The sequence below is a fragment of the Paenibacillus sp. MDV22-iso6 genome, assembly GCF_058408365.1.
In genome coordinates, this window is the sequence record NZ_JBZVDZ010000001.1 from 470,354 (window position 1) to 484,586 (window position 14,233).

10 protein-coding genes are annotated in these 14,233 nt (G+C 45.6%); 9 read left to right on the forward strand and 1 reads right to left on the reverse strand.

Annotation, left to right across the window (positions count from 1 at the left end; all coding sequences use genetic code 11):
- From AC4PM4_RS02035 to AC4PM4_RS02050, 4 genes are all read left to right on the forward strand, one after another.
- On the forward strand, window positions 1–695 hold a 695-nt coding region (locus AC4PM4_RS02035), incomplete at its 5' end, for an exosporium glycoprotein BclB-related protein (protein ID WP_491612604.1).
- Between the two features lie 245 nt (window positions 696–940).
- Window positions 941–1,771, forward strand: a complete 831-nt coding sequence (locus AC4PM4_RS02040; protein WP_072732702.1) for an AraC family transcriptional regulator — start codon at window positions 941–943, stop codon at window positions 1,769–1,771.
- Window positions 1,772–1,847: 76 nt separating this feature from the next.
- On the forward strand, window positions 1,848–3,077 hold the full coding sequence (locus AC4PM4_RS02045) for a multidrug efflux MFS transporter (protein WP_072732703.1): 1,230 nt from the start codon (window positions 1,848–1,850) through the stop codon (window positions 3,075–3,077).
- Window positions 3,049–3,642, forward strand: a complete 594-nt coding sequence (locus tag AC4PM4_RS02050) for a hydrolase (RefSeq protein ID WP_063565215.1) — start codon at window positions 3,049–3,051, stop codon at window positions 3,640–3,642. Before AC4PM4_RS02045 ends, AC4PM4_RS02050 begins: the two co-directional genes overlap by 29 nt.
- Before the next feature lie 119 nt (window positions 3,643–3,761).
- Here AC4PM4_RS02050 and ytaF read toward each other — a convergent pair whose 3' ends face one another.
- Window positions 3,762–4,385 carry a sporulation membrane protein YtaF gene (gene ytaF, locus AC4PM4_RS02055; RefSeq protein WP_063565214.1) on the reverse strand — a complete coding sequence of 208 codons (624 nt, stop codon included), beginning with the start codon at window positions 4,383–4,385 and terminating at the stop codon, window positions 3,762–3,764.
- Window positions 4,386–4,550: 165 nt separating this feature from the next.
- Between ytaF and AC4PM4_RS02060 the strand changes: the two genes are divergently transcribed.
- The 5 genes from AC4PM4_RS02060 to AC4PM4_RS02080 all read left to right on the forward strand — a co-directional run bounded on the left by AC4PM4_RS02060 (window position 4,551) and on the right by AC4PM4_RS02080 (window position 14,233).
- Window positions 4,551–5,210: a DUF1232 domain-containing protein gene (locus tag AC4PM4_RS02060; RefSeq protein ID WP_090949669.1), complete on the forward strand. Its 660-nt coding sequence runs from the start codon at window positions 4,551–4,553 to the stop codon at window positions 5,208–5,210.
- Between the two features lie 653 nt (window positions 5,211–5,863).
- Window positions 5,864–11,062 carry a S8 family serine peptidase gene (locus AC4PM4_RS02065; RefSeq protein WP_491612606.1) on the forward strand — a complete coding sequence of 1,733 codons (5,199 nt, stop codon included), beginning with the start codon at window positions 5,864–5,866 and terminating at the stop codon, window positions 11,060–11,062.
- 226 nt (window positions 11,063–11,288) lie between these two features.
- Complete coding sequence (locus AC4PM4_RS02070; RefSeq protein ID WP_400344554.1) at window positions 11,289–12,047, forward strand: YheC/YheD family protein; 759 nt, start codon at window positions 11,289–11,291, stop codon at window positions 12,045–12,047.
- A gap of 239 nt (window positions 12,048–12,286) precedes the next feature.
- A complete protein-coding gene (locus AC4PM4_RS02075; RefSeq protein ID WP_240321393.1) occupies window positions 12,287–13,291 on the forward strand; it encodes a Gfo/Idh/MocA family protein in 1,005 nt (334 codons plus the stop codon).
- Between the two features lie 18 nt (window positions 13,292–13,309).
- Window positions 13,310–14,233 carry an AraC family transcriptional regulator gene (locus AC4PM4_RS02080; protein ID WP_024634223.1) on the forward strand — a complete coding sequence of 308 codons (924 nt, stop codon included), beginning with the start codon at window positions 13,310–13,312 and terminating at the stop codon, window positions 14,231–14,233.

The window sequence follows — 14,233 nt, forward strand, 5'->3', positions numbered from 1 at the left end:
GAGCCGCAGGATTGGCTGGAGCCACCGGTGTGACTGGAGCGACAGGAGTAGCCGGTGTCACTGGAGTGACCGGTGATACAGGAGCGACAGGAGTAGCTGGGGTTACTGGTATAACAGGAGCTACGGGATTGGCCGGAGTAACTGGTGTTACTGGCGTAACGGGAGCTACAGGTTCGGGAGCCATCATTCCGTTTGCTTCTGGTGGTCCAGCCATTTTGACAACACTCGTTGGTGGATTGGTTGGTACTACAAGCCTGATTGGTTTCGGTAGCTCGGCAACGGGAATAAGCTTGGTCGGGGGCACCATTGATTTAACAGGGTCAGTAGTTGGCCCGCTCATTAACTTTGCATTTTCAGCTCCAAGGGATGGCGTTATAACTTCCATTGCTGCGTACTTTAGCACAACCGCAGCCTTGTCATTAGTCGGTTCAACGGTAACCATCACAGCACAACTGTTCAGCTCGCCTACGCCAGACAATGCATTTACGGCTGTTCCTGGAGCTGTCGTGACGCTGGCACCTCCACTTACAGGTATTATCGCATTGGGCACCATCTCCAATGGTATAACAACCGGATTGGCTATCCCGGTGACTGCACAGACACGTCTTTTACTGGTGTTCTCGGCGACAGCTGCCGGACTCACACTTGTGAATACCGTTGTCGGCTATGCAAGTGGTGGCTTGAATATTACTTGATTTACTAACACGCAATGAGAATAAATAAGTCAGGAAACAAGCTGAGCTCCATTTGTATTGGAGACAGCTTGTTTTTTTGTTCTTTTAGGTTTATCTTCGTCACAAACAGGATTGAATGAATCAACTGAAAAACCATCCTCAGCAGAAATCCCTGTATACTAAACATGCCACTCTTTGGAAATCCTGAACAGGTGAACCGGAAGAGCGAATGAGACAGCAAGAACGATATGTGCGTGGAGGGAACCATGAATATAGAACAGCTTTTTTTTCATATTTTATACTGCAACTCAAGGAAGCCGAATGAACTTCGGACATTTTCCAATAAAGGGGTGCGAACGCTTCAGCATCATGAACTCATTTTTATTACAGGCGGCAAAGCGGAGATTACCATTGAGAGTAAAAGACATACCATTCAGGAAGGCGTCCTGATCTACCTTCAACCGGATGTGCCTCACTTGATAGAGATTGACTTTAAGAATCCCATAAGTTTTTTTTCGGTTCACTTCAGTTATGTCCGGATCGAGCAGAATGACAATACATGGACTGTAAACGAGGACGTCGAGATGTTTCCCTTACCAGCTGTCCAGCAATTACAGGATTATTATCAATTGGAAGAAGTATTTAAACATATGGTAGACACCTGGCATACGAAACTACCGGGTTATGAGTTTAGCACCAAGTCTTTACTACAGCAATTGCTTATCGCGATCGGCCAAAATATAAAAAAGCGGCATCGTAATTATGCGACATCCTTGAAAGTGGAAAAGATTATCAACTATATGAATCAACATTTGCATCGTAAAGTCACCTTGACCGAACTATCTGAGCTCGTGCAGTTATCAGCCCCGTATTTATCAAGAGCTTTCAAAGAGATTACAGGATACTCCATTATAGAATTTTTTAACAAACTGAAGATGGATAAAGCAAAAGAGATCATTTTGGAAGGAAACAACAAAGTTAAAGAGGTGGCGCAGGTACTCGGCTACACGGATGAATTCTATTTTAGTAGGCTATTTAAACAATTGGAAGGCATGAGTCCAACGGAATTTTACAGCAAAAATGTCCATGGAGTTTAACATAATGCATGGTGCATAGCCGTTCTGATCGCTAAGATGAGGATATGATTCTGAAGCGGGAGGAAGGCTTGTTGATATGCCGCTGTGGAAAAGAAATTTGATTGTATGCTGGTTCGGAATGTTTGTGACCGGAGTAGGCATGAGTCAGATCGCACCGATTTTGCCGCTGTACATCAAGCAGCTTGGTGTGAATGACTCAGCAGCGATTGCCCAATTCTCCGGAATTGCCTTTGGCATCACATTTATACTTTCCGCCATTTTCTCCCCCATATGGGGAGCGGCTGCCGACCGATGGGGGAGAAAACCAATGCTGCTTCGAGCCAGTTTGGGGATGGCTGTAGTGGTAGGTTGTATGGGGTTCTCAACAAATGTGTATATGCTCATTGGACTTCGGCTGCTACAGGGTGTCATCACAGGATATAGCACCGCCTGTACAACGCTGATAGCGACCCAAACCGATTCCAAACATGCGGGCTATGCTTTGGGCACACTTTCAACCGCCAACATCGCAGGTTCCTTGATCGGTCCGACAATTGGTGGATTCATAGGGGTAAATTGGGGGCTCCAGAATTCGTTTTTTATAACGGGTGGGCTGATGATGATTGCCTTTATTACGACCGCTTTGTTTGTGAAAGAATCGTTCACGCGAGAGGACAAGGTGGTGCTTGGTCTTAGGGAAGTATGGCGAAAAGTGCCCGAGAAAAGTCTGACGATTAACTTGTTTGTTACTTTTTTTGTACTCACTGTGGCCTTATATTCGGTGGAGCCTATCATTACCGTATATATTACGCAGCTTTCCGGTAACACTTCGCATGTTGCTCTGTTGGCTGGAATCGTGTTCTCGGCATCAGGATTGGCCAATCTCATTGCTGCGCCAAGACTGGGTAAGCTTTCGGACCAAATAGGCGCACAGAAGGTCATATTGGTTGCTCTTCTAGCTGCCGGAATTCTCTTCATAGCACAGGCGTTTGTAACGAGTCCGTGGCAGTTGATGGGCCTGCGTTTCTTATTGGGATTGGCGGCAGCTGGGCTAATTCCTTCGGTGAATACTCTGATCAAAAAAATTACACCAGCTTCCCTGACTGGTAGAATGTTCGGTTTTAACATGTCAGCAGGATATCTGGGAGTATTCGGCGGTGCTGTTTTAGGCGGACAAGTGGCTGCCTGGATGGGAATACGATATGTGTTCTTGATTACCAGTGCATTGATATTGATTAATGCTGGCTGGGTGTATTTTAAGGTATACAAAAAACTTGAAACGATTGGGAGAGAAGATCATGGAAAACTTGAAAAAAGCAGAAGCTGAACAGCTTACAGCTGAAAAAACAGCGCTGGTCGTGATTGATTTGCAAAAGGGGATTGTAAATAGCCCGCTACAGTCTCCACATACAGGTGAGCAGGTGGTGCAGAATGCGGCCAAGTTAGCACAGGCTTTCACGGAAAAGGGAGCTTTTGTGGTGCTTGTAAAAGTCTCTTCAGTCGATGGAAAAGACATGTTGAAGCCAAAGACGGATATGGAACGGGGAGCGATTCAGTTTAGCGCAGACTGGGATCAATTCGTGCCTGAAATGACTGCCCATACTCCTTATCATACGGTTGCCAAACGTCAATGGGGTGCTTTCTTCGGTACGGATCTGGACCTCCAGTTGCGACGTCGGGGAATAGATACCATTGTATTATGTGGCGTTTCTACGTCAATCGGTGTAGATACTACAGCCAGAGAAGCTTATCAGCACGGTTATCAACAGATTTTTGTAGAAGATGCAATGACAGCTGCAACCAAGGAAGAGCATGACTACGTTTGTAAAACCATTTTCCCCAGATTGGGTCGGATTCGCTCCAGTGAAGAAGTGGTTACGGCACTGAAATAAGATGAGCCGGTAAATAACCCAGGATTCGGACAAGACAATAATCCGTTAAGAAAAGGTTTAACATGCTCAAAAAGGAGACATCTGATCAGATGTCTCCTTTTTGGAATTTGCATACATGATCAGAACAAATTATTGGCTGCAATCAGCAACAAGAGAACCCCGCTGACAAGCGTTCCGAATTGTCCCAATGTGAATGAACCAATACGAACGTTTGCCGCTTTGGACCCCATCCACACGCCAAACCATACGGTAACAAAACTGCCGATCGCTGCGGTAAGGGAAATATACAAGGGGGATAAGCCCATCAGCCCTGCACTTAAGCCATTCGTCAGTGCGTTTGTCGAAAGGGCAACACCCAGAATCAACGCCTCCAGAACTCCAATATGATTCGATTTGTCCAAATCTACACGTTCCGGATTTTGTAAAATAGACCCGATCCCGAGGGTTTGGGAATCGGTCTCTTCGTGATCTTTCTTCTTGCGGGGAACGGATAACAAGATGATACGAAAACCGATAACGAGTAGGATAAATGTCCCCAGTAGTATAGGGAAAACGCCAGGTAGTACGATCGAAATCCATTTTCCGAACAAAATGCCTGAATAACTGAACAACAAACAAACAACGGCAATCAAAAAATTCGAAAATAGGCTGATTCTGATTTTTCTGATCCCGTACGATAGTCCGACACCCAGATTGTCAAGACTCGAAGAGACGGCCAAAGCAAGAATGAGCATCCACGCCATACAATCACCTCATGATCTGTATTCTGCTCTTAATGTATGTCGTGTTGAGATTCATGTGCCCGTCCTTGAGAAAAATGCAACAAAACGCTGCTGATGAAGAAAGAATAAAGTAAACTTTCACCACATTGTCCCATATACTAGACTATCGATCATATCTCTGGAGGGATGCTGGTGAGAGCAAATGATCAAACAAAGGATTGCCATATCGGAGATTTGATCAAGCCTCTGCTTGCCAGACGCTCTCTCTCGATGCGCAAATTCAGTACGTTGTGCGGAATGGACACGGCCACCATTTCTCGGATTCTGAACGGAAAGCAGCAACCGAAGCTCACGCATTTACAGATCTTTTCCGAACATTTGGATGTATCTCTGGATCATCTCATTGAGGCTGCAGGCTACAAAATCGATAACGCAAAAAGAGGGGCAGAGCGGGGGATTCTGGATTCGCTTGAATCGATCAAGACGGTACTGCAACATACGAAATTATTTGACCTCGATGTGACAACAGAGCGGATAGAACAGGAAATGGTTAAGTACGAACAATATGCACGTACAGATGAAGGGCATCGAATAATATGTAAGGAGTTTGATCTAAAAATCAATCAGATAAACGGTGCAGGACCGTTCATTGAACATTTGAAGGAAATGCATATTCAATACTGTGATGAGATTACACCAGAGAACGATCGTTCTCTGATTGGAAGTGCATTGTTATACTTTATTTCGTCTGCGGATCTGATCCCGGACTATCTCTTTCCGATTGGTTATCTGGATGATGCCATCGTTGTGTATCTGGTGTTGGATCGTCTGAAACAACGCACATGACACGATTGGTTTGGGAGAACACCAAAAGAACGGCGCGAAGTTTCTCGCGTCGTTCTTTTTACTATCAGAGTGAATCAGTCATAGTTATAAAGAACTGTTTGGATCAATTAAAAAGCCGTGGTATTCACATTTGCGAAAAACATATGGTTAACGGAGAGTCATTAGACTTATGAAAGCATTAAAAAGGCTTATTTTCTATTATTTTCTATAAAAGTGCTTGTATATCTCTTTTTATGACTCTATAATATACCATAAATATACAATTAGATTCTAAATTTTATATTATATGTAATTTTAAGAGTGTTTGTACATATTCAAGAAATCTCCTGATCTATCCAGAGCAATCATACTCCCATGTAAAGTAAGCGTTCTTGCTAACGCCGGTGATTACCCTCCTTAATGAATGCGAATAAACTTCCACCCACAAGATTAATTGATCTGAAATTCACCTCTTCCATATACGCTAAATTTGGCTATCTATAATCTTTCACATGCGATGTAATTTAATAACCTGTCCTGTAAAGGAGGTGAGGCTTGATGTAAATGAACGCAACACGTCTGCCCATGTTGAGGCCGTTTCATCGTTTTCATTTTTAGAAATGGATACAGTAAATCACTGTATTACAAAAACCGGGTAAAAGGAGTGGAAAAGTTTGATAAAGATGAATCGTTTACGCAAGCCGCTGTCCATGGGCCTGTCGCTTCTCCTTGCATTATCTATCATACAACCGGTTTCAGCTGAAAACGCCGCATCGCAGAAGATTGACATGAAATCCAGTTCGGACAAAATCACTACTTCCAAAGTCAACGCCAAATTAAGCAAGGAATTTGAGAGTAATGATTATGTAACTTATCTGGTGAAAATGAAAGAACAGGTAGATACTGCCTCTGTCTCCAAACAAGCCATGCAAAAGGCAACAATCGAAAAGCAAACGGCTTCGGCAACGAAACTGTCGGTACGAAGCACCGTTGTCAGCTCTCTGCGGGAAACGGCCTCGCGATCTCAGTACACACTTGAAAGTTTTCTTGAAAAGGAACTTGACCTTGGCAAGGTCAAAGAATATAAAAGCTATTTCATCGTTAATGCACTGGCAGTAACGAGCACCAAAGAAGTCATGGAACAGATTGCACTTCTGCCTGAGGTAGATAAAATATTGCCAAATGAGGAGCGTTTTTTGCAAAAAACCGAGGTCAGTAATGAAAAAGCAACCGAAGCCCCTGCGGCAGACACTACAACGATCCCGGCAAAAGACTCGCCAGCGAAAGAAAGCGCAGCGGCTAACGATAAGAGCCTGCAGACAGAGAACGTAGAATGGAATATCGATTCTATCAACGCGCCAGCAGTCTGGGATAAAGGAATCGACGGTACAGGAATCGTTGTTGCCAACCTGGACAGCGGGGTCGATTACACGCATCCAGCGCTTCGGAGCAAATGGAGAGGGCTTGATGCTTCGGGAAATATCGTTGATCCCGAACTAAGCTGGTACGATCCCCATAGCAATGCTTCGCTTCCTGCGGATGGAGACGGTCATGGTACACATACCATGGGTACGATGGTAGGCTCCGAAGCGAACGGCACCAACAAGATTGGGGTTGCTCCAGGGGCAAAATGGATTGCCGTTCGGATTTTCAATCCGAGTACCACGGATGCCATTATACTGGATGGCGGTCAATGGCTGATTGCTCCAGTGGATGCTGAAGGAAACTTGCATCCTGAGCTTGCCCCGGATGTGGTTAACAATTCCTGGGGTGGTGGTCCAGGATTGGACGAGTGGTTCCGTCCAATGGTACAGGCTTGGCGTGATGCACAGATCTTTCCAGAATTTTCAGCCGGGAATGTGACACTGACGAATCCGGGAGGTCCAGGTTCGGTGGCGAACCCTGCGAACTATCCAGAGAGCTTCGCTACGGGAGCAACGGATATCAACGGGAATCTGGCTTCTTTTTCCCTTCTTGGTCCTTCCCCTTATGAGGAAATTAAGCCGGAAGTTTCGGCTCCAGGTGTTAACATCCGTTCCTCTGTTCCGGGCGGAGTATATGAGGGTGGCTGGAACGGCACGTCCATGGCAGGCCCGCATACCACTGCACTGGCCGCACTCCTGCTTCAAGCTAATCATTCCCTTACGGTTGATCAGTTAGAGCAGATCATTATGGATACAGCGACACCGAGAACAGACAGCCGGTATCCAAATTCGCCAAATAACGGTTACGGTCACGGCATTATCAATGCACTGGATGCTGTGGGCTCTGTCCTCGAAGGCATAGGCACGGTATCTGGCAGGGTTGTCACAGCAGGTGACGATCTGGAAGCGCCGGTTCTGGAACATACGCCTGTCAATTCTGCCTTTACGGGGCTTGATATTCCACTGACTGCACGTGTTACCGATAATGTCGGTGTAACCACAGTGGAGGCATTTGCCAAAACAACGGGCACGAGCCAATACGTATATCTGCCGATGAATCGAGTAGCTGGGGATGCCAAAGATGGAACTTATACAGCGACAATTCCGGCATTTCTAATCGAGTCACAGGGTTTGGAGTACTATATCCGGGTCAATGATTATGGCAACAACGGATTCGAGAGTGAAGTTTACAAGGTTGCTGTCTCCAATGGAGTCCAGCCTGGGTATCTGCAAGATTTTGAGGAAGACAATCTGGGCTTTACTTCGGGTGGAGTTGGCAACACTTGGGCATGGGGAGCACCAACAAGTGGACCGGGAAGTGCCTACTCTGGTGACAAAGTGATTGCAACTAATCTGACTGGGACTTATGCAGCCAACAGTAATGCTTACTTACTTGCACCACCAATTGATCTTACCCAGAGCCCTGAGGGAGCATTGTTATCCTTCAAGCACTGGTATGATTTGGAGAGCAATATCGATTTTGGCAAAGTGTACATTGCAACAGAGGATAGTGACTTCGTATTTGAAGAGGCATTGAGCTTTACAGGTGCCGGTGGAGGCTGGAAAACGCAATATATTGACTTGCGTGAATACGCCGGTCAACAGGTATTTATCAAGTTTAATCTGACCAGTGACAATTCCGTTCAGAAGGCTGGTTGGTATATCGATGACTTTTCAGTACAAGCTCCAGATGATATTGCACCGGGAGCACCAAGCGGATTGTCCGCTTCTGCCGACATACTGGGGAATGTAAACTTGTCCTGGACGGGATCGGACGATGAGGATCTGAAATCCTACAACGTATATCGTTCAACGAATTCAGGCACAGGTTATGAATTGCTCGGAAATACATCTGCAACGACATTTACGGATACGGCTACAGTAACAGATTCGACTTATTTTTATACGGTAGCCGCTCTTGATTATAGTGGCAATGAGAGTGACAAGTCGAATGAGGTATCCGTGACCGTGGAGGTCCCTGAAGATATCTTCATCGATCACTTTGATGGCAACAGTGACAATGAGTGGACTCATTCCGGCACCAAGGACGAGTGGGAACGCGGAGTACCTGTCGTTGGACCTGCCAGTGCGGTTTCTCCGCCGAATGTTTGGGCAACCGATCTGGACAGTACCTATGAGAACGGTTCTAACTATTCTCTGGTATCGCCAGTCGTGGATCTAACTCAGGTGGATCAAGCTACGCTGACGTTCAATCATTGGTATGAAATCGAAAGTGGATACGATTACGGTTATGTTGAAGCCACGAAAGACGGTGGCAACACATGGTCGGAGCTCGGTAAATTCTCTCATTCTTCAAATGGAAAACAATGGACTCCGGTATTTTACGATCTGGCAGCTTTGAAGGGGAATGAAGTTCAATTCCGGTTCAGATTGACTTCAGACAGCAGTGTCGTCAAGCAAGGCTGGTACATCGATGACTTCCGCATTCTGGGTATCGCCGCTGAGACGGTTACAAAAGATACGGCAGTTGTTCTGAACAGCGACAAGCCTAAGCCGGAATATGATACTTCTTGGTACAAAATTTCAAGTACGGACAAGGCCGAATTTAATAAAACCAAGCAGGAACAGCCTGAAGTACAGAAACCTGGAACAGGTTCTGTAACGCCGCAAAGTTTGCCTGCAAGTGCAACGGTCACTGTTCTGGAAACAGGACGTTCAGTGAAGACGGACCCGACGACAGGCAAATACAGTTTCACTCACGTGGCGGGTGATTACACGTTGAAGGCTGAGGCCTATGGCTATTATCCTCAGACGAAGACGGTAACCATCACGGACGGTAGTGGAGCAACAGCCAACTTCAATCTGGAAACCATTCCCCAAGGAAAGATTGAAGGTACTGTAATCGATGAGCGGACAGGAAAACCTATAGCTGGAGCATCCGTCCTCGTGTTGGAAGATGCTCAAGTAGGTGCTGTACGCACAGGAGCAGACGGTAAATTTGCTCTGGATGTTCTGGAAGGAAGCTATACGTTATCGATCATCGCGACGGACTACTATAGCAAAACGGTAAATGTAACAGTACCTGGAAACGGTACAGTCGAAGCGAAAGTTGCCTTAAAACCATTTATCGGATTTCCTGGTGAAATCGCTTATGACGATGGAACGGCTGAAAATGCAAGAGCCTTTGTGGCCGCAGATAACGCATGGGCTGTACGTATGACGCCAGAACTAGAGACAGCACAGCTTACAGGTGCATCACTTCGATTCTGGAATACACAATGGCCTGTACCAGGTGGAACAGCATTCAAATATGCCGTCTATGATGCCTCCGGATCGGGTGGAGCGCCAGGCCGATTGCTGGCAGGACCTTTCGACGGTACGGCATTGCGCAATGATCAGTGGACAACCGTTGAATTTCCTGAGCCAGTAGTGGTACAAGGCGATTTCTATATCGTGTATGTACAGACTGCTGTTGGAACGAGCGCACCTGGACTCGCAACCGATGAAAACGGTGTGAATGCAGGGCGGAGCTGGCAGCGTGTAGGTGGCGTATGGAGTACTGCACCAGCAGAAGAGGGTAACTATATGATTCGTGCAGTCGTGAAATATCCAGTGAATGCACCTGTACTCACACAACCGACGAGCACCTATACCAATCAGTCGACATTTGCTGTGTCTGGAACTTCTCCAGCTTCAGGAGCCCAGATCAAGGTATATAATGGAAAAGAAGTAGCGGGAACAACGACAGTGGAGAATGGAAAATTTAAGCTGAATGTTAAACTTCGTGCAGGGGTTAATGCCATTACTGCCGAGGCGGTAGTTAACGGGAAAACGACCGATCGCTCCCTTCCAGTTGTGATCATCTTGGATCAGACAGCACCTGTGTTAACTGTCCTTACACCTGAAGAAAGAAGTCGAACTAACACAGAAGTGGTTCATGTGACGGGCGATGTACAGGACCAATTCCTCGACAAAGTGACCATTAACGGACAGAAGGTGAAATTGGAGCAAGACAGAAGTTTTAATCACCGCGTACTTGTGAATGAGGGCAAGAACACGATTACAATCATTGCGACAGATATTGCAGGCAATAAAACAACCGTGACACGGACTGTTTATGTGGAAACGTCTTTGCCTGAACTGACCAATATCTCTCCGGCTGAGGATGTACGGATTGTGGCAGGAGAAACTGTAACGGTTTCGTTCGACAGTATCCCCAAATTACAGGCCTCTTTCCGGATTGAACTGCCATCCAATTTGAGCACACAGGCTGGCGCAGAGATTCCATTGTTGGAAACGGAACCTGGTCATTATACAGGGACCTATACCACTGCATCTTCGCTGGTGCTTGAGGGTGGAGTGATCGTGATCCGTGCTCAGGATGCAGCAGGAAATAAAGTCGAGGTGGAAGCGCCAGGACGGTTATTCGTATCTGCAGCAGAAGCTCCGGACACGAATGTGCCAGTTGACGAAAATCTGTTACCTTAATCGAAGCATCACGGAGATGCTTATAATCCAGCTTCAAATTGAAACAGAAACGATGATTTGAAAATGTAAAGTGAAAAGCCGACAAGCCCAAAGAAGAGGGGTTTGTCGGCTTTTTGTATGTAAATTCAAGAAGTATTGCCTAAGATTCGTTCAATGATATTGCATATGATGCATGAACTTAATGAAACAGCATATGTGTTCAATATGAAGACTGGAGGAACGATCTGTGGGTATTGAGAAATCACAACCGTTAAGAAGCAAATGGCTAAAAACAAAGCAGCTTATCAATAATGATTCAATAAAACCGTTCATACCTGATACACAAAAGTTTAACAAGGTGAATCTAAAATCCATGATAGCCAGATATGGAATGTTATATATCAAGCCTGAAATAGGAACTCATGGAGTGGGCGTCATTAAGGCTGAGATGGAAAATCAACATGATTTTGCGTATCAGATGAATCAAAAACGTCTGACGTTTAATAGCTTTGATTCGTTCTATAAAAGTCTTGCACACGTTGTGAAACAGCGAAGCTATCTCATTCAAAGAGGAATACATCTGCTAAAACACAACAACAGGCGCTTTGACATCCGGGTCATGGTACAGTTAAGCCCAGAACAGCAGTGGGAAGCAACGGGGGTTATCGGTCGACTTGGACATTCCAAAAAAATAGTAACCAATTATCATAACGGCGGTCAGCCAATGGATATTCATAAGCTTCTGGAATCTCATGTGTCCGCAAAGCGCAGAAATGAACTGATTCAGGAGATGAATAAGCTGGGTGTTGGGATAGCTCGTCATATGAACAAGAAATACAAGCGATTGAAGGCAATTGGCGTGGATATTGGACTGGATCAAAGTCTGACACCCTGGGTCATTGAAGTGAATGCCAAGCCGGACCCTTATATTTTTAAACAATTAAAAGACAAGACGATGTATCGCAAGGTAATTCGGTATTTCCGCCATACGGATCATAAGCCATAAAATATCTTCAGCTTAACTTTGGACATCCTTGATTCCGAATTGTTACATGCAGAGAAAGCTTCCTATTATCACGACTTGGTGAGCAGGAAGCTTTTTTGCTTGTTTTCTTAAGAAGGTCATTCTAATTCATGTCGTAATTTTATATAGTTATTGTCGTAAGTTCCTATTAAAATTAGATCAGGTCTGTGTTAATTTATAGTTAGATGTCAGAATATCATATAGTATGGAGGTTAATCATAGTGACCATTCGAATAGGTAAAATAAGCTTATGGCACGTACATGCCTGGGATTATATTAAACAGGCTCAGGAGCACGAAGATACGGTGATGGCTGCTGTATGGGATGAAGATGCCGAGCGCGGACAGGAAGCTGCTGAACGTTTGAACGTGCCATTCTATGCTTCTCTGGAAGATATGCTGGCACAGGACAACATCGATGCCGTCATTGTGGATGCACCGACACGTCTTCACGAAGAGGTGATCACTGCTGCTGCGAAAGCGGGCAAACACATTTTCACAGAAAAAGTTATCGCTTCAACGATTAAAGAAGTAAATACGATCATTTCGGATGTACAGGATAACGGAGTGAAAATGACGGTATCTTTACCGCGTTTGAACGATGGATATACATTAACGATTCAAGATGTTCTGAACCAAGGACTACTTGGTAAGGTGACTTATGTTCGTGTGCGTTTATCGCATAACGGTGCGATTGGCAATTGGCTGCCTGAGCATTTTTATCATCTGGAAGATTGTCAGGGCGGGGCATTAATTGACCTCGGTTGTCATCCGATGTATCTGACGAATCTGTTCCTAGGTCAAGAAGTGACTGGGGTTAATGCTAATTTCGGATATGTTACTGGAAAAGAAGTGGAAGATAACGCGGTTGCTACGTTATTTACGGATTCCGGAGCAATCGGTGTAGTCGAGGCTGGGTTTGTGAACAGTCATTCGCCGTTTGCGATAGAGGTTCATGGTACGGAAGGCACACTTTTATACGGAACACCAGAGGATAAGCTGCTAATCCGCACGAATGTTGGTTCAGATCAACAGAAGGAATGGACAGAGATTCCTTTGCTGGACAGAAGAGAAAGCGCATTCAGCCAGTGGGTATCCCATATTCAGAATGATACGATTGCTACCGAGAATTTGCAGACGGCTACTCAATTGACTCGCCTGATGGAGGCTGCCAACCTTTCTGCGAAGGAAGGGCGCAAAATCTCCTTGAAGGAGTTACAGGGATAGGGTTTGGGAGGTGCCGCATTGAGCCGATATCCTTTTGAGAAGATGCTTGAACGACAGGATATCCTGGAAAGATTGGATGTCTCGATCCTGTGGGGACACTACGAGATACGAGTTCTGCGATTTCATCTGACTTCTTTTCCAGCAGGCAGAATCGTTGATTTTCATAACCATGCGGAATTCGAGTTACATTTCATCCCGAGAGGGAAAGGAAAAGTCATTCTGGGGGATGAGATGCATCCGCTCTCTGAAGGCATGCTGTATTTAACGGGTCCGGGTCTTGTTCATTATCAGGAGGCGGATTCCCAAGAGGCCATGGATGAACTATGCCTGCATGTGGATATCATTGAACATCCCAGAGAGGGTGTAGATCCGTGGGAGGCAGCAGAGTCAGAGGAAACGATCGAAAAGCTTAGAACACTTCCTCTTGCTCCGGTACATGATTATCATCGCGCCATGAACTGTTTCCTGGAAGCTTATGAGGCTTGTGACCGTAAACTGATTGGATATTACACGTCCATTAAGCAGCAGGTGATCAGTATTCTGCTGAAAACCGTCCGAGCCTACGATATCGGGGGGAATCGGGCGGAGGCTCCTGTGCGAGACATGTCTGTGTACAGGTACGATTATGCCATTCAGTATATGGAGGCAAATCATCCCTCAGCAGTAACGCTGGAGAATGTAGCGGAGAAGCTACATATTAGCAGCAGACAACTGCAACGAATCTTTTATCAGGTTCAGCCGGAAATGCCTTTCAGCCGTGTGTTGGAGGATATCCGCCTGCGCGCGGTGTGCCGCAATCTGGAAGAAAGTCATGTTTCCATCGAACAAATTGCCCTGGCTTCAGGGTTTACCAATGCTAATTATTTACATGCTGTTTTTCGAAAGCGTCTGGGGATGACCCCATCGGCTTTCCGTAAAATGAAACAACCAAACCAAAAGTGA

What these genes read in the sequence shown, in the direction of transcription:
- AC4PM4_RS02040 (WP_072732702.1), top strand. Translation starts at nt 941, where the DNA reads ATGAATATAGAACAGCTTTTTTTTCATATTTTATACTGCAACTCAAGG.
- AC4PM4_RS02045 (WP_072732703.1), top strand. Translation starts at nt 1,848, where the DNA reads ATGCCGCTGTGGAAAAGAAATTTGATTGTATGCTGGTTCGGAATGTTT.
- AC4PM4_RS02050 (WP_063565215.1), top strand. Translation starts at nt 3,049, where the DNA reads ATGGAAAACTTGAAAAAAGCAGAAGCTGAACAGCTTACAGCTGAAAAA.
- ytaF (WP_063565214.1), bottom strand. Translation starts at nt 4,385, where the DNA reads ATGGCGTGGATGCTCATTCTTGCTTTGGCCGTCTCTTCGAGTCTTGAC.
- AC4PM4_RS02060 (WP_090949669.1), top strand. Translation starts at nt 4,551, where the DNA reads ATGCTGGTGAGAGCAAATGATCAAACAAAGGATTGCCATATCGGAGAT.